The organism is Rhodococcus sp. BP-332 (assembly GCF_019836065.1).
Taxonomy (GTDB): domain Bacteria; phylum Actinomycetota; class Actinomycetes; order Mycobacteriales; family Mycobacteriaceae; genus Rhodococcoides.
This window is the reverse complement of the sequence record NZ_JABUEC010000001.1, coordinates 373081-394392: the sequence shown is the minus strand read 5'-3', so window position 1 is coordinate 394392 and position 21312 is coordinate 373081. Positions and strand designations below refer to the sequence as shown.

Here is a 21312-nt window from a genome sequence, read left to right as displayed (position 1 = left end):
CATGACGGCCGAGATCGGCGAGAAGGTCGACAGCGCAGGAGGTCTCCCTGTGACAGGGCCGGCCGGAGTCACCCTGCCGCCACTGCGCGCCTGGCAGCGGCGAGCGCTCACGAAGTACCTGTCGGCGGGTCCGACCGACTTCCTGGCCGTCGCCACTCCGGGAGCCGGCAAGACCACGTTCGCGCTCCGCGTGGCGCTCGAGCTGCTGAGCGACCGCACCGTGGACCAGGTCACGGTCGTCGCTCCCACCGAGCACCTCAAGCACCAATGGGCAGAGGCGGCGGCGCGCGTCGGACTCGCCCTCGACTCCCGCTTCTCCAACAGCACCGGGCAGACGTCCAGCGACTTCCACGGCATCGTCGTCACGTACGCACAGGTGGCGTCGCACCCCTCCCGCCACCGGGTGCGGACCGAGAACCGCAAGACGCTCGTGATCCTCGACGAGATCCACCACGGCGGTGACGCCAAGAGCTGGGGCGAGGGCATCCGCGAGGCCTACGGCGACGCGACGCGCCGCCTGGCACTGACGGGAACGCCCTTCCGCAGCGACGACAGCCCCATTCCTTTCGTGAACTACGAGCCGGACGACGAGGGCCTGCCCCGGTCGCGCCCGGACCACAGCTACGGCTACGCCGACGCGCTGGCGGACGGTGTCGTGCGGCCGGTCGTCTTCCTCGCGTACTCGGGCGAGGCACGCTGGCGCAACAGTGCGGGCGAGGAGTTCGCCGCCCGTCTCGGGGAGCCGCTCAGCGCCGAGCAGACGGCGCGGGCCTGGCGTACCGCTCTCGACCCGTCCGGTGAGTGGGTGCCGTCGGTGCTCGCCGCGGCCAACACCCGGCTGCACCAACTCCGTCAGGGCGGCATTCCAGACGCGGGTGGCCTCGTCATAGCGTCGGACCAGACCACCGCGCGCGCCTACGCGGGAATCCTCGAGGCGGCGACGGGGGAGACCCCGACGCTCGTGCTGTCCGACGATCCCGGGTCCTCGGCCCGCATCGCCGAGTTCGGCGCGGGAACGTCGACCTGGATGGTGGCCGTGCGCATGGTGTCGGAGGGCGTGGACGTCCCGCGCCTCGCGGTCGGCGTCTACGCGACCAGCGCCTCCACACCGCTGTACTTCGCCCAGGCCGTCGGGCGCTTCGTGCGTTCTCGCCGCAAGGGTGAGACGGCGAGCGTGTTCCTGCCCTCGGTGCCGGTGCTCCTGGACCTGGCCAGCCAGCTCGAGGCGCAGCGCGACCACGTCATCGGGAAGCCGCACCGGGAGAAGGACGGTCTCGACGACGACCTGCTCATCGAGGCGAACCAGCAGAAGGACGAGCCCGGCGAGGAGGAGAAGGCGTTCACCTCGCTCGGTGCCGACGCAGAGCTCGACCAGGTGATCTTCGACGGCTCCTCCTTCGGCACCGCGACGTTCTCGGGCAGCGACGACGAGGCGGACTATCTCGGCCTGCCGGGCCTGTTGGACGGCGACCAGATGCGCGCGCTGTTGCGGAAACGGCAGGAGACGCAGCTGGCACGCCCGGCGACGCCCACGGAGACTCCGGCTCCGGTCACCCTCCCGCCCGCCGGGCGGTCCGCGGACGCCGCGAAGCTGGCCGATCTGCGCAAGGAGCTCAACGGCCTGGTGGCGATGCATCACCACCGCACCGGCAAGGCCCACGGCATCATCCACGGCGAACTCCGACGGAGCTGTGGTGGGCCGCCCACCGCGATCGCGACGGCGGAGCAGCTCACCGAGAGGATCTCGGCCCTGCGTTCGTGGTGATCGCAGCACTGTACGAGCCCCGCGCACGACGAAGGGCGACCACCGGATCGGTGGTCGCCCTTCGTGGTGTCAGGAGTCGAGTGCTGATGCTGTGGGACCGAGTGCCCCGGTCATCACGCCATGGCGTCGGAATCCGCGTCCGCGACGATGGTGGCGTTCATCTCGAGGAGACGCGCTTCGTGCTCATTGGCGTGGTGACGGCAGAACAGCAGTTCTCCGCCGGTGGGGAGGACGGCACGCACGCGCGCTCCCGCTCCGCAACGATCACACCTGTCGGCAGCGGTGAGGGTGGTGTCGGTCAACAATTCGGGCATGACTCCTCCGTACTGACCGTGACTACCACGGTCCTGGGGTCGGTCCGCCACGTCGGTTCGACGCGGTTCGTTCACTCTTACAGACGTATGGGGTTCGTGCGTTGTTCCCACGCGGATGGCCGTGTGTTGTCACAGACACGAAACATGCTGGTGAACCACGTCCCTCCCGAGCATCGTTCGCTGTCGGCAGAACGCACCCGCCCCTGTGCGCCCGTGTCGCGACCGGTGGATACGGTTCGACCATGACGGATGTGGACGCGCGCGGCCTCGCGTCGGTGGGGCGTTCGTTCCCGCCGTGGTCGGTGCCGTTCGTCTTCGTGGTCGGAGCGCTCGCGCAGTATCTCGGTGCCGCCATCGGCGTCCATCTGTTCGACACCATCTCGCCGGCGGCCGTGGCGTGGCTGCGCGCGGCAGGCGCAGCGGCCGTTCTGCTGGCCTGGCGTCGTCCCTGGCGCACGCGATGGACGGCCCGCACCATCGCGGTGGCCGGTGGGTTCGGTGTCGTCACGGTGGGAATGAACCTGGCGTTCTACGAGGCGATCGCCCGCATCCCGTTGGGCACCGCCGTGGCGATCGAGTTCCTCGGTCCTGTCCTCGTCGCCGCACTCGGATCGCGGCGCGCTCGGGACGTGCTCGCACTCGTCCTGGTGGTCGCGGGAGTCGCGCTGGTGGCCGGAGCGCGATTCGACGTGGGCCTGGTCGGGGTCGGTTTCGCACTCCTCGCCGCCGGACTGTGGGCCGGCTACGTGGTGCTCGGGAAGTCGGTCGCGACGGCAGGCGACGGGCTGGACTCCCTCGCCGTCGGCATGGCGGTGGCGTCGGTGATTCTCGCCCCGCTCGCGTTGACGCCCCAGGTCCTCGAGGATCCGTCGGTGTTCACCGCGCCGTCCACGTGGCTGCTGGGTGTCGGGGTGGGTGTGTTGTCGAGCGTGATCCCCTACGCGCTCGACCAGGTGGTCCTGCGCACGGTCGGACGGGCGCGGTTCGCGTTGTTGCTCGCGTTGCTGCCCACCACTGCGACGGTGGTCGGCGTCGTGGTGCTGAGGCAGGTGCCCTCGATCGCCGAACTCGCGGGCATCCTGTGTGTGATCGTCGCCGTCGCGCTGGGCGGTGTGGAACGACGCGCACGACCGGCGCCGCCGGCCGACACGACGCGACTGCAGGACCCGACACGAGAGGACGGCCGATGACCGAGATCCTGGTGCACATGTGCCCGGCGGCGGACTGGGAGGCGAGTGTGGCCGCGGGGGAGGTGGCACCCGCGTCGCTCGCCGAGCAGGGGTTCGTCCATCTGTCGACGCCGCAGCAGGTTCATCTGCCAGCCAACCGGCTGTTCGCCGGGCGCCGGGACATCGTGCTGCTGTCGTTGGACCCCACTCGACTGAAGGACCGTCTGGAATGGGAGCCGGGAGTACCCGGCGATCCGAGTTCGATGCTGTTCCCACACCTCTACGGACCGGTCCCGCTCACCGCGGTGGTCGAGGTGCAGCCCTACCTGCCCGACGACGACGGGACGTTCGTCGCCGTCGGGTGAGGTGCGGAACTGTCAGTCGAGGTAGTCGCGCAGCACCTGCGACCGGCTCGGGTGCCGCAGCTTCGACATGGTCTTCGACTCGATCTGTCGGATGCGCTCACGCGTGACCCCGTAGACCTGGCCGATCTCGTCGAGCGTGCGCGGCTGGCCGTCGGTGAGGCCGAAACGCAGTCGCACGACACCCGCCTCGCGCTCGGAGAGAGTCTCGAGAACCGACTGGAGCTGGTCCTGCAGGAGGGTGAACGACACCGCGTCGACTGCGACGACGGCCTCGGAGTCCTCGATGAAGTCGCCGAGCTGGCTGTCGCCCTCGTCGCCGATGGTCTGGTCGAGGGAGATCGGCTCGCGAGCGTACTGCTGGATCTCCAGCACCTTCTCGGGCGTGATGTCCATCTCCTTGGCGAGTTCCTCGGGAGTGGGCTCACGACCCAGGTCCTGCAGGAGCTCACGCTGGATGCGTCCGAGCTTGTTGATGACCTCGACCATGTGCACCGGGATACGAATGGTGCGGGCCTGGTCCGCCATGGCGCGGGTGATGGCCTGACGGATCCACCACGTCGCGTACGTCGAGAACTTGTAGCCCTTGGTGTAGTCGAACTTCTCCACCGCGCGGATCAGACCGAGGTTGCCCTCCTGGATGAGGTCCAGGAACGCCATGCCGCGGCCCGTGTAGCGCTTGGCCAGTGACACCACGAGGCGCAGGTTGGCCTCGAGCAGGTGGTTCTTCGCCCGGTTGCCGTCGCGGCAGATCCAGGTCATGTCGCGGCGCTGGGCCACGGGGAGCTTCTCGCCCTTCTCGGCGGACTCGGCCATGAGCTGGACGGCGTAGAGACCGGCCTCGATGCGCTTGGCGAGCTCGACCTCCTCTTCGGCGTTGAGGAGGGCGACCTTGCCGATCTGCTTGAGGTAGGCGCGGACGGAGTCGGCGGAGGCGGTGAGTTCGGCGTCCTTGCGAGCCTGTCGCAGCGCCTCGGACTCCTCCTCGTCCCACACGAAGTCGCCCGACGCCTTGTCCTCCGGCGTGGGTTCGGTGGTCGCGTCGTCCTCGACCTCGTCGCCGACGGCGACGACCTCGACGACGTCCGACTCGGCTGCGAGCTCGCCCTCGGGAACGTCGATGTCCTCGATGTCCGCGGTGGGCTCGTCGGCGTCGTCGCCGGTCGCAGGAGACGTCGCCTTCTTCGCTGCGGTCTTCTTCGCTGCGGCCTTGCGCGGCGCGGCCTTCTTGGCTGCTGCCTTGCGCGGGGCCGCCTTCTTGGCCGGGGCCTTCGCGGGTGCGGTTCCGACGGCGCCGGGTGCGGTGCCGTCGGCCGACGCGGTGTCGACGGCCGGAGTGCTGTCGACTGCCGGCGCGGTGTCCGCGGTCTGACGAATATCGATGGCTGCCACGTACGCCCTTTCGTGACGGTGTCGTGCGGCGTCACGCCAGAGTGATGATCCGGCGGAGAGGTCTGTGGATTTCCCGGCGTGAAACCGGGGCGTGGACCATTGTAACGACCGCCGCGAGTGCACAGCACCAACGCGCGGGAGGACGCCGAGGTTCCCGGCTCACCGGCAGTGGGGTGTGAGTCACATCGCGCATCGGCGAGCCGACGCGGCGCAGGTCAGAGGGGCGCGTGGTCGCCCTCGACGAGAATCAGGGCGCCACACCGGACTGTGCGGCGAGGGCCGCGCCGACGATTCCGGCGGCGTTGCGCAGCGTCGCGGGCTGCACCGGGGTGCGGTTGGTGAGCAGGGGGATCCACTTCTCGGCTTTGCGGCTGATGCCGCCGCCGGCGATGAAGAGGTCCGGCCAGAACAGATCCTCGATGCGCTCGAGCACGCGCGAGACCTCTTTGGCCCACGCCTTGTACGACAGTCCGTTGTCGTCCTTGACCGACGACGCGGCGCGGTGCTCGGCCTCCTTGCCGTCCACCTCCATGTGCCCGAGCTCCGTGTTGGGCAGGAGGACACCGTTCTGCAGGATCGCGGATCCGATGCCGGTGCCGAAGGTCAGCAGGATGACCACACCCTTGGAGTCCTTGCCGCCGCCGAACTTGTCCTCCGCGATACCCGCGGCGTCGGCGTCGTTGAGCACGGTCACCGAACGACCCCCGAGATGGTCGCGGAACAGCGCGCCGGCGTCGGTCCCGATCCAGCCCTTGTCGACGTTCGCGGCGGTTCGCGCCACGCCACCGGTGACGACGCAGGGGAGGGTGATGCCCACGTCCCCGGTCCACTCGAAGTGGTCGACGATGGCCGCGACCGTCTCGGCCACGGCCGTGGGAGTCGACGGTTGCGGGGTCTCGATCTTGTAGCGCTCGCCGATCAGTTCGCCGGTGGCGAGATCGACCACGCCACCCTTGACGCCACTGCCACCGACGTCGACACCGAAGCCTCGGCCCTCGGGGTGCGAGCCCGTCTTCCCGGCGATGGAGACCGGGCCGGGTTCGGTGTGGTCGTTCGTCATGACAGAACCTCCTGGTGGCGTACGCACGCGTCGGCGACCGGCGCGTTCGTGCGAGATCTGGTGCGCGCACGTCACCCTAGTTGCTGGCGGCGTTCCCGGTCGCGCGGCACCGCGGCGGGTGGCGCGCCGTACCGTTCCGCCGCCCGATGTGTTCGGATTACCGGGTGACTCCTCATGACGATCTGCCGCAGGACGACTCGACGAGCGCCCTCGACCCGGAGATGTTGCGCCGCATCGCCGTCGACGTCGCACGTGAGGCGGGACGCCACGTACGTCGGCGTCGGCCGGAGGTGTTCGGCGCGGGCGGTGCGGCGGTGGACGCCGTCCGGTCGAAGTCGACGCCCACCGATCCGGTGACGGTGGTCGACACCGAGACCGAACACGTCATCCGGGACCTGTTGAGCCGGCTGCGTCCCGACGACGCGGTACTGGGCGAGGAGGGCGGCGGGGAGGACATCGCCCCGTCCGGTGTCCGGTGGGTCCTCGATCCGATCGACGGCACCGTGAACTTCCTCTACGGCATCCCGGCCTACTCGGTCTCCGTGGCCGCGCAGATCGACGGTGCGTCGGTGGCGGGCGCCGTGGAGGACGTGGTGGGGGATCGCACGTACGCGGCGTCGCTCGGCGGCGGCGCGTGGTGCTCGGACGCGGGCGGAGACTGGGTGCGCCTGCGAGTCAACGACATCGACGACGTGGCACTCACGTTGGTGGCCACGGGATTCGGTTACGACGCGGCGCGCCGCCGCCGTCAGGGCGCGCTGATCGCGGCTCTGCTGCCCGAGGTGCGGGACGTTCGTCGCATCGGCTCGGCGGCACTGGATCTGTGCATGGTGGCGGCGGGGCGCGTCGACGCCCACTTCGAGCACGGGCTCAGCCCGTGGGACTGGGCGGCGGGCGCTCTGGTCGCGGCGGAGGCGGGTGCGCGGGTGATCACTCCGTCGCCGCACTCCCGCAGCGACGACGGCGAGGTGACGATCGCCGTGGCGGAAGGTGTGGCAGACGGGTTCCTGTCCGTACTCGACCGTCTCGGTGGCGTCGCCGCCATCGCGAAGGCCTGACCCGCGTCAGCAGTTGACGCGGTGCGCGGCGGCGAGCAGATCGACGTCCAGGTTCGGTGCCGCGGCGCCCGGAGCCACGTCCGCGAGCGAGCGGATGACCTCCTCGCCGTCGGTGTTCGGTTCCAGCGCACGGAAGTTGGTGCCCAGCGCGATATCCACGGTGTCGTCCTCGCGGGTGTCCTGAACGAACTCGGCGCACGGCGCGACCAGTGCGACGGTGCCAGCGGCGGCCACGCCGGCCGCGCCGAACCGGATCTGAGCTATGCACTGCATGTTCTGGTCGACGTAGACCGGGTCGTTGCCCACCTGCACGTCCGGTGCGCTGGCGAAGCCGAAATCGCTGAGATCGGCGGCGATCTCGGCGGCCTGGCCGCCCTGTCCGTTCGCGTTGAACACGCGCACGCGGGTGGCGGACAACGGGGCGGGCTGGGTGTCCGTGACCACCGAGGCGTCCACGACGCTGCCGGGCTCGGCGGCCGCGGGGGCGGCGGGATCGGAGGCCGGCTGGGGGGCGTTGCAGGCGACGGCGTCCGTGCCGGTCTCGGTCGTGGTCAGGATGTTCACCCACACGGCCGCACCGGCGAGGGCGAGCACGACGAGCACCACGAGGATCGGGAAGGCCCGACGCCGCGCGTACGGCCGCCCCTTGTCGTCGGTCGAGGAGCCGTGAGTGATGAGTGAGACCACGGGAGCGTGCCCTTCTGCTGATACGTGTCGCGCTGTCGTGTCACGGGCGGTGACTCGCTCACTGTAGTGGGCCGCGCCGGCATGTGACGCGCGACGCACGGCGGGTGGGAACGTCTGCACGGTCGACGGCGTTGGGCGGGGTGAACAGGGGAGATGCGGTTCCCGCGGGAGCCGTTCGCGCCACGACACACCGCGCTGGGCAGGGTGTTTTCCACACCGGCTCGTCGTCGGCTATTGTCTGGCGGCCCGGCGGATCGAACTCACGGCCGGTCGGGCTCCTCGGGCCTGCACGCCCGCAGCAAGAGAATGTTTCCCGTCACGGGGATTCGGGCACAGTCGGCTCACCCGCACGCCGGCCGTCATCCGTCAGGACGACGGCTGCGAATAGGTGAGCGAGAAGGACGGAGATCCTCCCGGCGGAAGTCGGGAAGAAGTCCGACCGGATCGATGTTCTGCCACGAACAGCAGACGAGGAACACGAACGACCTGCATCGGGATCCGAGGGTGTGAGTCCGACAGAGGACGAGTTCGTCGAACAAGAAGCGGTCGACGTCTTGAACATCCCCCATGAAGGCGATCGAAGGAGACCGGGCACACCCGGTCTCAGCAGGAAGGTAAGGGGAACAACATGGCCACCGATTACGACGCACCACGCCGTACCGAGTCCGACGACGTGTCGGAGGACTCCCTCGAAGAACTGAAGGCACGCCGCAACGAGGCGCAGTCCGCCGTCGTCGACATCGACGAGACGGACACCGCGGAGTCCTTCGAACTGCCGGGCGCAGACCTGTCCGGTGAGGAACTGTCCGTGCGTGTCGTGCCCAAGCAGGCCGACGAGTTCACGTGCTCGAGCTGCTTCCTGGTGCATCACCGCTCGCGGCTGTCGTCCGACAACGGCGGCGTTCTGGTCTGCCGCGACTGCGCGGCCTGACCGAGGAGGCCTCCGTCAGGAGGTCGGTGGCTGCGGAGTCAGAGCCGCAGCCACTGCATCCGGGTTCCGGGTGCTCACCAACCAGTACGGTGTCGGGTCGTTCTCGTCGTCGAGGACGACCAACACCATCGGCTTGACCCACGAACGATGCTGCACGAAGGCGGAGGGGTCGAGCTGGCGTCCGAGGGCGGCACTCTTCGCCGTCCCCGGCACCACCGCCACCCGATCGATCACCGATGCGGGGAGCCGAGCCTTGCCGGCGTGCAGCATGCGCTCGCCGTTCTGCTCCGTCACCTCGACGCGCATCCGGCCCAGGTACGTGACCACCCAGATCGCGAACGGCACCAGCACCACGTACGGCAGCCAGGCCATCACGCCGGGTGATCCCATGTGCACCTCGGCCGACAGGATCGCCGCGACGCCGATCGCGGCCACCCAGTACCAGACGGGTACGCGGAGCCGTTCGCTGTAGACGACCGTCTCACCCCCGCCGTCGTGTGCCGTCCCGGACGTCCGGGTGGCGTGATCTGCTGAGGTCTCTCTCGAAGCTGCGTCGGACACCTCTCCAGAGTAGAGGGTCGGACGGGCGGGAGGTCGACGGTGCATCGGCGAGTAATCTCGACCGATGTGAGCGATCTGACGGCCGAGACGGCGACACGCACGACCCGCGGAGACCAGGGATCGGCACCGGCCGTCGAGACGGTGGCCGTCAGACGACTCGATCCGGACATCCCGCTGCCCGTCCGTGCACACGCCGGTGACGCGGGTGTGGACCTGTGTTCCACCGTCGACGTCGTCATCGAACCCGGTGAGCGTGCCATGGTCGGTACGGGCATCGCCGTGGCGCTGCCGGTCGGCACCGTCGGCCTGATCCACCCCCGGTCCGGCCTCGCCGCGCGAGCGGGATTGTCGGTGGTCAACACGCCGGGAACGGTCGATGCCGGTTATCGCGGCGAGATCAGGGTCTGCCTCATCAACCACGATCCACGCACCCCCATCGAACTGCGGCGCGGGGACCGCATCGCCCAGCTGCTGGTGCAGCGGGTCGAACTGCCCGACTTCGTCGAGGTGGCCGAGCTGGACGACACCACCCGTGGTGTCGGCGGCTACGGCTCCAGCGGCGGGCACGCGGTTCTCGATGCCGTCACCGCCAGCGAGAAGGAGAACTGAGCATGTTCGGACGCAAGAAGAAGGGGCGCGACGACGTCGACGCCACCGATCTCGACTCCGCGCAGGACGTCGAGGTCGAGGAGGTGGACGAGGTCGACGAGGTGGACGGTACGGCGGACGACACCACCGGGCCGTGGTCGATCGACGACCTGAACGGCGACCGCGAGAGCATCGCGGAGGGACGGCTCGATCTGGGATCTGTGCTGTTGATGCTTCCGGCCGGCGGACAGCTGCAGGTCGAGATGACGCAGGCCGGCGCACCCCAGGCCGTCCACATCGTCACTCCGAACGGGCGCATCACCGTGGCGGCCTTCGCCGCTCCGAAGTCGCCCGGTCAGTGGCGTGACGTCGCCGCCGAGTTGGCCGACACGCTGCGCCGCGACAACGCGCGGGTGGCCACCGAGACCGGCCCGTGGGGCCGTGAGGTGGTGGGCTCCGCGGCCGGCGGGGATCTGCGTTTCATCGGCGTCGACGGGTACCGCTGGATGATCCGCGGCGTGGCGAGCGGACCGGCAGGCAGTGTCGAGGCCGGATCGCCGCTGGTCGAGCAGGCGCGTGCCGTCGTGGCGGCGACCGTGGTCGATCGCGGCTCGGATCCGCACCCGGTGCGGACGCCGTTGCCCATCAGTCTGCCGCCGGCACTCGCTCAGCAACTCGCGGCCGCGCAGCAACAGCAGATGGCGGCCGCACAGGCGCAGGCACAGGCGGCGGTGCAGCAGCAGGTGCCCCAGCAGCAGGTACCTCAGCAGCAGGCCCCCGACGCGGACGCCGCTGCCGAGGCGCAACGTCGGCGCGGGCCCTCCGGTTCGGCGATGCAGCAGCTCGACTGAGTTCTCGGCGAGAGCAGCTCGACTAGGACCCGCCCGTCGCACGCCGGAGCGCGGTGACGCCCAGCCTGCCGAGCTCGCCCGGGGACGCGGCGAGGACGCCGAGCGCGAAGGTGTCGAGGTGCGCCGTGGGAAGTGCCGCGCACCAGTCCTGCGCGACGCCGAGCGGGTGCACCGGGTCGTCGATCGCTGCCACCACGCCGACCGGCACCGCGAGGGATCGCAGGTCGTCGAGGGTGGGTGCCACGTACCGGGCGGCGTCGTCCAGCGCCGTCGGCAGCTGCGGCCACTGTGCTCGCCACGACCGCGTCAGCGCCTCGGCGAGCCACCGCGGACTCGACTGCGCCATCGCCGCCACCGACGCATCGAGGCCGTGGGCCCGCAGCGTCGCCGCCGTCGCGGCGGCACCGACCGCAGCGGGGGAGTCGCCCGGAGATCCGGTCCACGCCGGCATCGCGAGGACGGCGCCCTGCGCGGCGCCCCGACGGTCGAGCGCCCACCGCGCCGCGACCGCCGCGCCGAGTGAGACACCGCCCACGATCAGGTCCCCTCGAACGGCGCCTCGTACGTGGTCGAGCGCCCGCACGTAGCCCCCGACGACGTCGGCGGGTTCGGGCTCGATCACCCGCAGCGACCAGCCGAGATCCGCCACGGCATCACCGAAGGCCCCCTCGACGAACGACGCGTCGGAGCCGGTGCCGGGCAGCAGTACGACGGTGGTTGTCTCCATGGTGTCCGCATCTTCTCGTGGCGTTCACCGACCCGACCGGCCGGGTGTGGTGAGGCGTGCTCGGAAAGGTCTACAGTGGCGCTGACAGAAGCAGAACATCCGCCGCGGAAGGCCCGCGCGAACCGCTCCAGGAGCACTCATGGCACCCGCTGCCGCAGGATACTTCCGCCGCATGGCCCGGAAGTTGACCGAGGACATCGATCAACTCGATGCCGAGGAGTTGGAGTCGACGTCGAAGGCGTCCGGCGCCCAACGAGCATGCGATTGCACTCGCGGTGACGAGGTCACCATGGTCGGACGGCTCCGCAGCGTCGAGACGTGCAGCAAGGCCGCCAACGCCATCGTCGAGGCCGAGTTCTTCGACGGCACCGACACCATCTCGCTGATCTGGATCGGCCGACGCAAGATCGCCGGCATCGAGTCCGGCACGCAGTTGCTGGTCCGTGGTCGCGTGGGGGAGCGCGAGGGCCGCAAGGTCATCTACAACCCGTACTACGAGCTGCGCACCGAGGACTAGTTCTTCGGGAGCCGCATCGTCTGGCACCCTGAACTGCATGAGCGAGTCACCGAACAGTCAGCCCACCGAGGACGCGCCTCCCGAGACGATCCTGTCCCAGCTCGGTGGGGTCAGCGGACTGGTGTTCTCCACCCTGCCCGTGCTGGTCTTCGTTCCGGTCAACTCCCTCGCCGGTCTCACCCCGGCCATCTGGGCCGCCCTCGGTCTGGCCGTGGCGATCCTGGTGTGGCGCCTCGTGAAGCGGGATCCGATCCAACCGGCCGTGTCGGGATTCTTCGGCGTGGCTGTGTGCGCGTTCATCGCCTACCGCACCGGAGACGCCAAGGGCTACTTCCTGTTCGGGATCTACACCTCGCTCGCGTACGGCGGGGTGTTTCTCGTCTCGATCCTCGCTCGTCGTCCGCTCGTCGGCATCGTGTGGGGCTACCTCAACGGCACCGGCAAGGCCTGGCGCGAGCATCGGGCCGCCGTCCGCGCGTACGACATCGCGACGTTCGCCTGGGTTCTCGTGTTCGTCGCGCGGTACGTCGTGCAATCGCAGCTCTACGACTCCGACCAGACCGGGTGGCTCGCGGTCGCCCGCATCGCGATGGGCTGGCCGCTCGCGGCGGTCGCGTTCGCCGTCACGTTCTGGGCCGTGCGACGGGCCGACGCTGTCGTGGCCGCAGCGACGCACCGGGTGAGCGAGACCACCGAGGTCGTGGACGCGGACCGCATCGAGCCCTGACGGCTGTCAGTCGGTCCTGTCGGTCAACGCTGGGAGAGTCCCAGCACCTCGCGGAGTTCGTCCTCGACGTCGACGGTGGTGACGAACAGCAGTTCGTCGCCGCCCTCGAGCGGGTCGTCCTTCTCCGGGACGATGACGCGGCCACCGCGCAGGATGGTGACCAGCGCGACGTCGCGAGGAAGCGTGATGCGGCGCACCGGTTTGCCCGCCAGCGGTGTGTTCGCCGGCAACGTGATCTCCACGAGGTTCGCCTTGCCCTGGCGCAACGTCATCAGGCGCACCAGATCTCCCACCGAGACCGCCTCCTCGACGAGCGAGGCCAGCATGCGCGGTGTCGACACGGCGACGTCGACTCCCCACGACGCGTCGAAGAGCCACTCGTTGCGCGGGTCGTTGACGCGGGCGACCACTCGGTCGACGCCGAACTCGGTCTTCGCCAGCAGGCTCAGGACCAGGTTGGCCTTGTCGTCGCCCGTGGCGGCGATGACCACGTCGTACGACTCGATGCCGGCGCTCTCGAGGGTGGCCAGCTCGCAGGCGTCCGCGTGGATCCACTCGGCCGCCTCGACCGATGCCGGGTCGACGTGGTCGGCCTTGCGTTCGATCAGCAGGACGTGATGGTCGGACCTGAGGAGCTCGCGGGCGATCGAACGGCCCACGGCTCCCGCTCCGGCGATGGCGACTCTCATGACGGATCCTTCGGTGACAGGTCTGGTGCGGGGACGGACACGAGGTGAGGCAGGAGCCGTCAGTCCTCGGGCGGAGGGTTGCTCGCGAGCGCCACGGCCTCGGCGACCATGCCGTCGACCGCCGCGATCCACACCTCGTCGTCGGCCTGGATCACCGTCTTGCGGTCGGGCAGGAGTCCGGCACCGAAGCGGATGATGAAGGCCACTCGGGACTTGGTCGCACTCTCGAGCGCGGTCACGCCCTTGCCCACCCATCCCTCGCCGATGTCGAGGCGGGCCACCGCGACGCTGCCCGACGGATCGCGCCACTTGGTGAGCTCGTTGTCGTGGATCAGCGTGTGCAGGAATCGATCCGTCGTCCACGGCACCGTGGCCACCGTGGGGATGCCGAGGCGTTCGTACACCGCGGCGCGCTTGGCGTCGTAGATGCGCGCGACGACGCGCTCGACACCGAACGTCTCGCGGGCGACACGCGCGGAGATGATGTTGGAGTTGTCGCCCGAGGACACCGCGGCCAGTGCGTCGGCCTTCTCGATGCCCGCCTCGACGAGCACGTCCCGGTCGAACCCCATGCCGATCACCTGACGTCCGGTGAAGTTGGGACCGAGCCGGTGGAACGCGGTGGGATCGCGGTCGATGACCGCGACCTCGTGGCCGATGCGGGTGAGTGCACCCGCGAGGGCGGAGCCGACGCGGCCACACCCCATGACGACTACGTACAACAGACGCTCCGTTCGGGAGTCGAGAGGACGGTGCCCAGGTGATTGCTGCCGGGAGGGACTTCGCGCAACGCTATCGGTCACCCTGCCCCACGGTCGAGCCCGGTACGGCCTACGCTCTGCGATGTGTCCAAGCTTTCGACGGCCACCAAGAGGCTGCTGCTGGGTAGGCCGTTCCGTAGCGACACGCTCGGACACACGCTCCTGCCCAAACGCATCGCCCTCCCGGTGTTCGCGTCCGATGCCATGTCGTCCGTCGCCTACGCGCCCGAAGAGATCTTTCTGGTGCTGTCGGTCGCCGGGATCTCGGCGTACTCGTTCTCCATCTGGATCGGTCTCGCCGTCGCCGTCGTCATGGCGGTGGTCGTGGCGAGCTACCGCCAGAACGTGCACGCCTACCCGTCCGGCGGTGGCGACTACGAGGTGGCCACCACCAACCTGGGACCGACCGCGGGCCTGACCGTCGGCAGCGCCCTCCTCGTCGACTACGTGCTCACGGTCGCCGTGTCCATCTCGGCCGCCGCCTCCAACATCGGATCGGCCCTGCCGTTCGTCGCGGAGCACAAGGTGCTGTTCGCGGTCGCCGCCATCGTGCTCATCACCTCGATCAACCTGCGCGGCGTCCGAGAGTCCGGTACCGCGTTCGCGATCCCCACGTACGCCTTCATGGTGGGCATGGTCGTCATGCTCGTGTGGGGCCTGGTGCAGGTGTACGTCCTCGGCGACGACGTGTCGGCCGAGTCGTCGAACTTCGAGCTGCAGGCGGAGGACAGTCACCTCTACGGCATCGCGTTCGCGTTCCTGCTGGCGCGCGCGTTCTCCTCCGGGTGTGCGGCGCTGACGGGTGTCGAGGCCATCTCTAACGGCGTGCCCGCCTTCCGCAAGCCGAAGTCGCGCAACGCCGCCACGACGCTCCTGCTGCTCGGCTCGATCGGCATCACGTTGCTGCTCGGCATCATCCTGCTGGCGGAGAAGATCGGTGTGAAGTACGCGGCGGACCCCGCGACCCAGCTCGTCGGGGCTCCCGAGAACTACCAGCAGAAGACGCTCATCGCGCAGTTGGCCGAGGCCGTCTTCCGGCACTTCACGCCCGGCTTCTACTTCATCACCATCGTGACGGCGCTGATCCTGGTGCTGGCCGCCAACACCGCCTTCAACGGGTTCCCCGTACTCGGGTCGATCCTGGCCCAGGACCGCTTCCTGCCCCGCCAGTTCCACACCCGCGGCGACCGGCTCGCGTTCAGCAACGGCATACTGTTCCTCTCGGCCGCCGCCATCTTCTTCGTCGTCATGTTCGGCGCCGAGGTGACCAAGCTGATCCAGCTCTACATCGTCGGAGTGTTCGTCTCGTTCACGCTCAGTCAGACCGGCATGGTGCGGCACTGGACGCGGTTGCTGCGTACCGAGACCGACCCCGCGCAGCGCCGGTCGATGATGCGGTCGCGTGTCGTCAACGGCATCGGCCTGGCCATGACGGGCGCCGTCCTGGTGATCGTCCTGCTGACCAAGTTCCTCGCGGGCGCCTGGATCGCGATCATCGCGATGCTCGCGATCTTCGGACTGATGAAGCTGATCCGCAAGCACTACGACTCGGTGGCCACCGAGCTCGCCGACGTCGAGTGGGACGGTGTGCTGCCCAGCCGCACGCACTCCATCGTGCTCGTGTCCAAGCTGCACAGCCCGACTCTGCGCGCCCTCGCCTACGCCCGTGCGACCAGGCCGGACACCCTCGAGGCGATCACGGTCAACGTCGACGAGGCGGACACGCGCACCCTGGTGCGCGAGTGGGAGAAGAGCGACCTCAGCGTCCCGCTCAAGGTGGTCGAGTCGCCGTACCGCGAGATCACCAAGCCCGTGCTCGACTACGTGCGCCGGGTCAAGCGGGACTCACCGCGCGACGTCGTCACCGTGTTCATCCCCGAGTACGTGGTGGGTCACTGGTGGGAGCAGGTGCTGCACAACCAGAGTGCGTTGCGACTGAAGAGTCGTCTGCTGTTCCAGCCCGGCGTCATGGTCACCAGCGTGCCCTGGCAGCTCAACTCGTCCGAGCGGGCGAAGCGCGAGAGCCTCGAGAACGCACCGGGCTCGTCCCGTCGTGGTTACGAGCCCACCTCGGCCGAACGGCGATCCGAACGATGACCGACTCGTGGCTCGACGCGGTCTTCGAGGTCCGCGTGGGCAAGCCGGGACACGGCGGCTTCTGCGTCGCACGGCACGAGGGACGCGTCATGTTCGTCCGGCACAGCCTTCCCGGCGAGCTGGTGACGGCGCGGGTCACCGAGGACACCGGCAAGTCCTTCTGCCGCGCGGACGCCGTCGAGATCCTGGAGGCCTCGCCCGACCGCATCGCGCCGCTGTGTCCCATCTCCGGCCCCGGTGGGTCGGGATGCTGCGACTTCTCCCACGCGACCGCCGAGGCCGGACGCCAGATCAAGGCGGCCGTCGTCGCCGAGCAGCTGAGCCGCGTCGGGGGCATCGAGCGCACCGTCGAGGTGGAGTCGCTCGGTGATCAGACCGGCTGGCGGACGCGCATCCGGTTGGGTGTGGACGACGAGGGACGGCCCGGTTTCCACCGGCTCCGCAGCGCCGACATCGTGACGGATCTGGCCTGCCCACAAGCGGTTCCGGGGATGTACGACGGGCTGGCTGCCCGGTCGTGGACGCCGGGCGCCGATCTCGCGGTGGCCGTGGACTCCGACGGGACCCGTCACGTCGTGGAGATCGCTCCTGCCGTCGACCGTCGCGTGCGCGCCGACACCGGTCGTCGCGGCGCCTCCTCGCGCCGCGCCGCGAAGTCCGGTGACCGCGCGCACCGGGTGCGCGCGGGCTCGGGTCGGGCCGTCGAGCGCGTCGGGTCGCGCGAGTGGACCGTGGATTCGTGGGGGTTCTGGCAGGCTCACCGGGCGGCTGCCACGCAGTACGCCGAGGTGGTCCGGGAGTGGTCCGGTGCTCGGCCCGGTGACACGGCCTGGGACCTCTACGCCGGTGCGGGCACCTTCGCGTCCGTCGTCGCCGAGGCGGTCGGACCGGGCGGCACCGTCGCAGCGGTCGAGTTCTCCCACCGGGCGGTGGTGGACGGGCGTGCGGCGGTGACGGACCTGCCGCAGCTGTCGATGCAGGCAGCGCCCGTCGAGCGCGCGATCGGATCCCTGCCGCCACAGCCGTCCGTCGTCGTCCTCGACCCGCCACGATCCGGCGCCGGCAGACAGGTGATCGCGGCGGTCGCCGGTGCGCACCCGGATCGTGTGGTGCACATCGGGTGCGACCCCGCGTCCTTCGCACGGGACGCGGGGCTCTACCTCTCGCACGGCTACCGCCTGGAGAATCTCCGTGCGTTCGACGCCTTCCCGATGACCAGCCACGTCGAGTGCATCGGATCGTTCGTCCGGGACTGACGCGTCACTTGGCGTTGTACAGGCGCATCGTGATCGGTCCGAACACCGCCAGCAGTCCGACGGACCAGATGCCGGTCCACATCAGCGCGTCCGTCTCGAGCACACCGTCGGCGAAGCCGCGCAGCGTCGTCACCAGATGCGACACCGGATTGACCGACACGAACGCCTGCAGCCACCCGGGCATCGTCGTCGGGTCGACGAAGATGTTGCTGGCGAAGGTCAGCGGGAACAGCACGAGCATGGACACGCTCATCACCGCGGTCTCGCTGCGCAGCATCAGCGCGAACATCGTCCACACCCACGAGACGCAGAACGAGAACGCCAGCAGCAACGCCACCGACGCCAGCACGCCGAGCACGCCGCCCGCCGGCCGGAAGCCCAGCGCGAGACCCAGCACGAGCACGATCGTCGAGGCGAGGGTGTAGCGGACCACGTCTCCGAGCAGGGCGCCGACCAACGGCGCCGGCCGCCAGATGGGCAGCGACCGGAACCGATCGAAGACGCCCTTCTCGATGTCTTTGTTCAAGGTCAGACCCGTGTACATCGTGATCATGACGACGGTCTGCACCAGGATGCCCGGCAGCAGGAACTGGATGTAGGCACTGGTCGAGCCCGCCAACGCGCCGCCGAACAGGAACGTGAACATCAGCGTGAACATGACCGGGAACATGGTCACGTCGAACAGCTGCTCGGGGACGTGCTTGATCTTCAGCAGTGCTCGCCACCCGAACGAGAGCGCCGCCGACATCGACGACGGTCGATCGGGACGGGGACCGGAGTCGCGGAGCAACTCGGCGATGCTCGGCTGCGCAGTGCCCGTCGCGGCGGTGGGGGAGTTGGTGGTGGTCATTCTCAGGACGCCTCCAGTTCTGTCGTTCGTCCGGTCAGTGCCAGGAACACCTCGTCCAGGCTGGGTTGCCCGAGGGCGTAGGTGGTGACGCCGATGCCGTCGTCCGACAGCGTCGCGAGTGCGCGGGCCACCAGGGCGGTGTCGTCGACCAGCGCGGTGACGGCGAAGGGATCGGACTCGAGAGTCACGTCGGTGTGCAGGGTCGCGCGCAGGACGTCGGCGGCGTCGTCTCGGCGCGACTGTTCCGCGACGCGGACGTGCAGCGACCCCGAGCCGACCGACGCCTTGAGCTGACCGGTGGTGCCCTCGGCGATCACGCGGCCCCGGTCGATGACTGCCACCCGGTCGGCCAACTGATCGGCCTCGTCGAGGTACTGCGTGGTGAGCAGGACCGTCGTGCCGCCGGCGACCAGGGAGCGCACGATCTCCCACACCTGGTTGCGGCTGCGGGGATCGAGACCCGTGGTCGGCTCGTCCAGGAACATCAGCTCCGGCGTGACCACCAGACTCGCCGCGATGTCGAGGCGGCGCCGCATACCGCCGGAGTACGCCTTGACCTGCTTGCCGCCGGCCTCCACCAGATCGAAGACGCCCAACAGCAGATCGGCACGCTCCCGCGACGCCGGGCGCGAGAACCCGTACAGCCGCGAGAGGAGCACCAGGTTCTCCACTCCGGTCAGGTCCTCGTCCAGCGAAGCGAACTGGCCCGTGAGCGCCACCTTCGACCGCACCGCGTCGGACTCCGTCGCCACGTCGTGGCCGAGCACGCGGGCCGACCCGCCGTCGATGCCGGTCAACGTCGCCAACATGCGCATCGTCGTGGTCTTGCCGGCCCCGTTCGGCCCCAGCACCCCGTAGACCCCGCCCCGCGGGACGGCGAGATCCACGCCGTCCACCGCCACGGTGTCCCCGAACCTCTTCACCAGACCGACCGCCTCGATCGCCAGGCCCCCGGCCTTCCCGTCCGTCGGCGGCCGGCCTCCGGCCTTCCCGTCCTCCAGCGGCCGGCCTCCGGCCTTCCCGTCATGTGTCGTCATGTGAGTGCTGACTCCTGATCCGCCACGATCTCATCGGTATGTCCGGATCGTCCGATCCGGTGCGACGAGCGTCCCGCAGTCATTGCAGGTCCGCAACGGGTTTTTCGCCGGAGACGCCGGTCACCGATCCACTCACGCCCCGGTGACGAATGATTCCTGCACGATGTTCGCGCCGTGGCGTGGGCGCCATTGCCCGGTGGCGTGGGCGCCATTGCCCGGCGGCGTGGCCGCCATGATCCGGTGGCGTGTACGCCAGGACCGCGACGCGCAGGACCACGATCGCCGAGGGGGTGAGGATATGACGACGATGGCCACTAGTCTCATGGTCGATGAACTCGACGATGAACGTCTCGCAGCGAGGTGGGGGTCTGTGAGCGCCGGAGGTACGAGCGCAGCCGACCCGAGCGCCGGCGAGCCTCGGCACCGACGCGCCCCGGACGACACCGCCGATCCGTCGTGCCCCGTTCCCGATCCCGACCTCAAGCGTCGACGTGTCGCCGAGGCCGACGAACTGCGTGCGTTGCTCGCGCGTGTCGCCACCGGTGACCGCCGAGCGTTCGCCGATCTGTACGACGCGACCTCGTCTCGAGTGTTCGGCATGGTGCTGCGTGTGCTGCGCGATCCGGGGTTCAGCGAGGAGACCGCGCAGGAGGTGTTCCTTCAGATCTGGAAGACGGCCGACCGATACGACCCCGCGCAGGGGTCTCCGCTCGCCTGGATGATGACGTTGGCGCATCGCCGCGCCGTCGACCGTGTCCGGTCGGAGCAGTCCGGCACAGATCGCGAGGCGCTCTACGGCTCCTCGACCCACAGTCCCGCGCACGACGAGGTCCTCGAATCCGTCACCCAGACCCTGGAGTCGGAGTCGGTGGTCCGATGCCTGGACACGCTGACGGAGACCCAACGCGAATCGGTACGGATGGCGTACTACAGCGGGTTGACGTATCGGGAAGTGGCCGAGCGCCTGGGCGTGGCCGTTCCCACCGTGAAGTCCCGGATCCGGGACGGTCTGATCAAGTTGAAGAATTGTCTGGGGGTGGAGACCGGTGAGTGACGGAGAAGGTCGCCATCGCCGCCATGACGACGAGTCCGCACCCGACGACGTGTCGGAGCAGGATGCGATGCAGGACGTGAACGAGATGAACGACAGCGTGGTGGACGACGCCTACGCCTACGCACTGGACGCGATCGACCCCGCCGAGAGGGCGGACATCGAACGCAGGCTCGCGCAGTCGGACGCGGCGACGCGGTCGTGGTTCGAGAGCATCGTCGAGTCGGTGGACGAGACGATGGCGCTCAGCGCGTCGTCCACGGCCGCGGAACCGCCCTCGTCGTTGCGTGCGAGCATTCTCGCCGCGGTGGAGAGCACTCCTCAGGGCGATGCCCGGCCACTGGCCGATCCGATCGACGAGGCTCCGGTCGCTCCGGTGGTGTCGCTCGACGATCGCCGCCGCACACGCCTGCGCGTGCTCGCGGCAGCCGCGGCGGCCGTCGTGATCGTCGGAGTGGGCGGCGCCGTGGTCACGCAGCAACTGGGAGACGCACCGTCGTCGCCCACGTCGCAGGTGCTCGCGGCCGGTGACATCAGGACCAGCACCGTCGAGGTCGAGGGTGGCGGTACCGCTACCGTGCGCTGGTCGCGCTCGCAGGACGCCGCCGTGGTCACGCTCGACGGGCTCGCGGAGCCCGGCGACGGCAAGGTGTTCGAGATGTGGCTCATCGGAGAGGATCCCGCGCCGCGCCCGGCCGGTCTCGTCCCCGCCGATGCCGCCACGCCCGCGCGCGAGCACGTCGTCACAGGCTTGAGCGACGCGACCACGTGGGCGGTGACGGTCGAGCCCGAGAGCGGTTCGGACGCACCCACCACGACGCCCATCGCTGCGGTCACGCTCGACGCCTGAGCGCAGCCGGCG

Annotated in this window: 23 protein-coding genes; 13 read left to right on the top strand and 10 right to left on the bottom strand. The window is 69.5% G+C overall.

Annotated features, from left to right (window positions below; all coding sequences use genetic code 11):
• The first annotated feature begins 1 nt into the window (after window position 1).
• Window positions 2-1765 (top strand): DEAD/DEAH box helicase, encoded by a 1764-nt coding sequence (locus HQ314_RS01805; protein WP_222637635.1) that lies wholly within the window; start codon window positions 2-4, stop codon window positions 1763-1765.
• 113 nt (window positions 1766-1878) lie between these two features.
• Here the strand turns inward: HQ314_RS01805 and HQ314_RS01800 are convergent, their stop codons facing one another.
• Window positions 1879-2079, bottom strand: coding sequence for a hypothetical protein (locus HQ314_RS01800; protein WP_027505176.1), 201 nt, complete (start codon window positions 2077-2079; stop codon window positions 1879-1881).
• 242 nt (window positions 2080-2321) lie between these two features.
• Between HQ314_RS01800 and HQ314_RS01795 the strand changes: the two genes are divergently transcribed.
• Both HQ314_RS01795 and HQ314_RS01790 read left to right on the top strand, forming a co-directional pair.
• The gene (locus tag HQ314_RS01795; RefSeq protein WP_081821181.1) at window positions 2322-3269 is read left to right on the top strand and encodes a DMT family transporter; all 948 of its coding nucleotides are present in this window, start codon (window positions 2322-2324) and stop codon (window positions 3267-3269) included.
• Window positions 3266-3613: a DUF952 domain-containing protein gene (locus HQ314_RS01790; protein ID WP_027505177.1), complete on the top strand. Its 348-nt coding sequence runs from the start codon at window positions 3266-3268 to the stop codon at window positions 3611-3613. The genes HQ314_RS01795 and HQ314_RS01790 overlap by 4 nt, the downstream gene beginning before the upstream one ends.
• A gap of 12 nt (window positions 3614-3625) precedes the next feature.
• On the opposite strand, the gene HQ314_RS01785 is transcribed toward HQ314_RS01790, so the two are convergent.
• Together HQ314_RS01785 and ppgK are read right to left on the bottom strand one after the other, a co-directional pair.
• The gene (locus HQ314_RS01785) at window positions 3626-5002 is read right to left on the bottom strand and encodes an RNA polymerase sigma factor (RefSeq protein WP_056444837.1); all 1377 of its coding nucleotides are present in this window, start codon (window positions 5000-5002) and stop codon (window positions 3626-3628) included.
• A gap of 247 nt (window positions 5003-5249) precedes the next feature.
• Window positions 5250-6062 (bottom strand): polyphosphate--glucose phosphotransferase, encoded by an 813-nt coding sequence (gene ppgK / locus HQ314_RS01780; RefSeq protein ID WP_081821182.1) that lies wholly within the window; start codon window positions 6060-6062, stop codon window positions 5250-5252.
• A 146-nt stretch (window positions 6063-6208) separates the two neighbouring features.
• On the opposite strand from ppgK, the gene HQ314_RS01775 reads away from it, so the two are divergent.
• Window positions 6209-7120, top strand: coding sequence for an inositol monophosphatase family protein (locus HQ314_RS01775; RefSeq protein WP_037185531.1), 912 nt, complete (start codon window positions 6209-6211; stop codon window positions 7118-7120).
• Between the two features lie 6 nt (window positions 7121-7126).
• On the opposite strand, the gene cei is transcribed toward HQ314_RS01775, so the two are convergent.
• Window positions 7127-7807 carry an envelope integrity protein Cei gene (gene cei / locus HQ314_RS01770; protein ID WP_222649117.1) on the bottom strand — a complete coding sequence of 227 codons (681 nt, stop codon included), beginning with the start codon at window positions 7805-7807 and terminating at the stop codon, window positions 7127-7129.
• Window positions 7808-8435: 628 nt separating this feature from the next.
• On the opposite strand from cei, the gene HQ314_RS01765 reads away from it, so the two are divergent.
• The gene (locus tag HQ314_RS01765; RefSeq protein WP_027505182.1) at window positions 8436-8738 is read left to right on the top strand and encodes a DUF4193 domain-containing protein; all 303 of its coding nucleotides are present in this window, start codon (window positions 8436-8438) and stop codon (window positions 8736-8738) included.
• A 15-nt stretch (window positions 8739-8753) separates the two neighbouring features.
• Here HQ314_RS01765 and HQ314_RS01760 read toward each other — a convergent pair whose 3' ends face one another.
• Entirely contained in the window at window positions 8754-9299 is a 546-nt protein-coding gene (locus HQ314_RS01760) for a DUF3093 domain-containing protein (protein WP_268788562.1), read from the bottom strand.
• Window positions 9300-9440: 141 nt separating this feature from the next.
• On the opposite strand from HQ314_RS01760, the gene dut reads away from it, so the two are divergent.
• On the top strand, window positions 9441-9908 hold the full coding sequence (dut, locus tag HQ314_RS01755; protein ID WP_027505183.1) for a dUTP diphosphatase: 468 nt from the start codon (window positions 9441-9443) through the stop codon (window positions 9906-9908).
• A gap of 2 nt (window positions 9909-9910) precedes the next feature.
• A complete protein-coding gene (locus HQ314_RS01750; RefSeq protein ID WP_222649115.1) occupies window positions 9911-10738 on the top strand; it encodes a DUF3710 domain-containing protein in 828 nt (275 codons plus the stop codon).
• A 22-nt stretch (window positions 10739-10760) separates the two neighbouring features.
• Here HQ314_RS01750 and HQ314_RS01745 read toward each other — a convergent pair whose 3' ends face one another.
• The gene (locus tag HQ314_RS01745) at window positions 10761-11465 is read right to left on the bottom strand and encodes an alpha/beta fold hydrolase (RefSeq protein ID WP_261781333.1); all 705 of its coding nucleotides are present in this window, start codon (window positions 11463-11465) and stop codon (window positions 10761-10763) included.
• A 139-nt stretch (window positions 11466-11604) separates the two neighbouring features.
• Between HQ314_RS01745 and HQ314_RS01740 the strand changes: the two genes are divergently transcribed.
• Window positions 11605-11982, top strand: a complete 378-nt coding sequence (locus tag HQ314_RS01740; RefSeq protein WP_027505186.1) for an OB-fold nucleic acid binding domain-containing protein — start codon at window positions 11605-11607, stop codon at window positions 11980-11982.
• 37 nt (window positions 11983-12019) lie between these two features.
• Window positions 12020-12709 (top strand): DUF3159 domain-containing protein, encoded by a 690-nt coding sequence (locus HQ314_RS01735; protein WP_222649113.1) that lies wholly within the window; start codon window positions 12020-12022, stop codon window positions 12707-12709.
• 23 nt (window positions 12710-12732) lie between these two features.
• Here HQ314_RS01735 and HQ314_RS01730 read toward each other — a convergent pair whose 3' ends face one another.
• Both HQ314_RS01730 and HQ314_RS01725 read right to left on the bottom strand, forming a co-directional pair.
• A complete protein-coding gene (locus tag HQ314_RS01730) occupies window positions 12733-13398 on the bottom strand; it encodes a TrkA family potassium uptake protein (RefSeq protein WP_222649112.1) in 666 nt (221 codons plus the stop codon).
• A 59-nt stretch (window positions 13399-13457) separates the two neighbouring features.
• Window positions 13458-14120 carry a TrkA family potassium uptake protein gene (locus tag HQ314_RS01725; protein WP_027505189.1) on the bottom strand — a complete coding sequence of 221 codons (663 nt, stop codon included), beginning with the start codon at window positions 14118-14120 and terminating at the stop codon, window positions 13458-13460.
• A 123-nt stretch (window positions 14121-14243) separates the two neighbouring features.
• Here HQ314_RS01725 and HQ314_RS01720 point away from each other — a divergent pair, with 123 nt between their 5' ends.
• Together HQ314_RS01720 and HQ314_RS01715 are read left to right on the top strand one after the other, a co-directional pair.
• Complete coding sequence (locus HQ314_RS01720) at window positions 14244-16256, top strand: APC family permease (RefSeq protein ID WP_027505190.1); 2013 nt, start codon at window positions 14244-14246, stop codon at window positions 16254-16256.
• Window positions 16253-17512: a class I SAM-dependent RNA methyltransferase gene (locus tag HQ314_RS01715; RefSeq protein WP_222649111.1), complete on the top strand. Its 1260-nt coding sequence runs from the start codon at window positions 16253-16255 to the stop codon at window positions 17510-17512. Before HQ314_RS01720 ends, HQ314_RS01715 begins: the two co-directional genes overlap by 4 nt.
• 4 nt (window positions 17513-17516) lie before the next feature.
• Here the strand turns inward: HQ314_RS01715 and HQ314_RS01710 are convergent, their stop codons facing one another.
• On the bottom strand, window positions 17517-18362 hold the full coding sequence (locus tag HQ314_RS01710; RefSeq protein ID WP_222630970.1) for an ABC transporter permease: 846 nt from the start codon (window positions 18360-18362) through the stop codon (window positions 17517-17519).
• A 2-nt stretch (window positions 18363-18364) separates the two neighbouring features.
• Entirely contained in the window at window positions 18365-19399 is a 1035-nt protein-coding gene (locus HQ314_RS01705; protein WP_222637630.1) for an ATP-binding cassette domain-containing protein, read from the bottom strand.
• 370 nt (window positions 19400-19769) lie between these two features.
• Between HQ314_RS01705 and HQ314_RS01700 the strand changes: the two genes are divergently transcribed.
• Together HQ314_RS01700 and HQ314_RS01695 are read left to right on the top strand one after the other, a co-directional pair.
• A complete protein-coding gene (locus tag HQ314_RS01700) occupies window positions 19770-20453 on the top strand; it encodes a sigma-70 family RNA polymerase sigma factor (RefSeq protein WP_268788561.1) in 684 nt (227 codons plus the stop codon).
• Entirely contained in the window at window positions 20446-21300 is an 855-nt protein-coding gene (locus HQ314_RS01695; protein ID WP_222649110.1) for an anti-sigma factor domain-containing protein, read from the top strand. The genes HQ314_RS01700 and HQ314_RS01695 overlap by 8 nt, the downstream gene beginning before the upstream one ends.
• Window positions 21301-21312 lie beyond the last annotated feature (12 nt).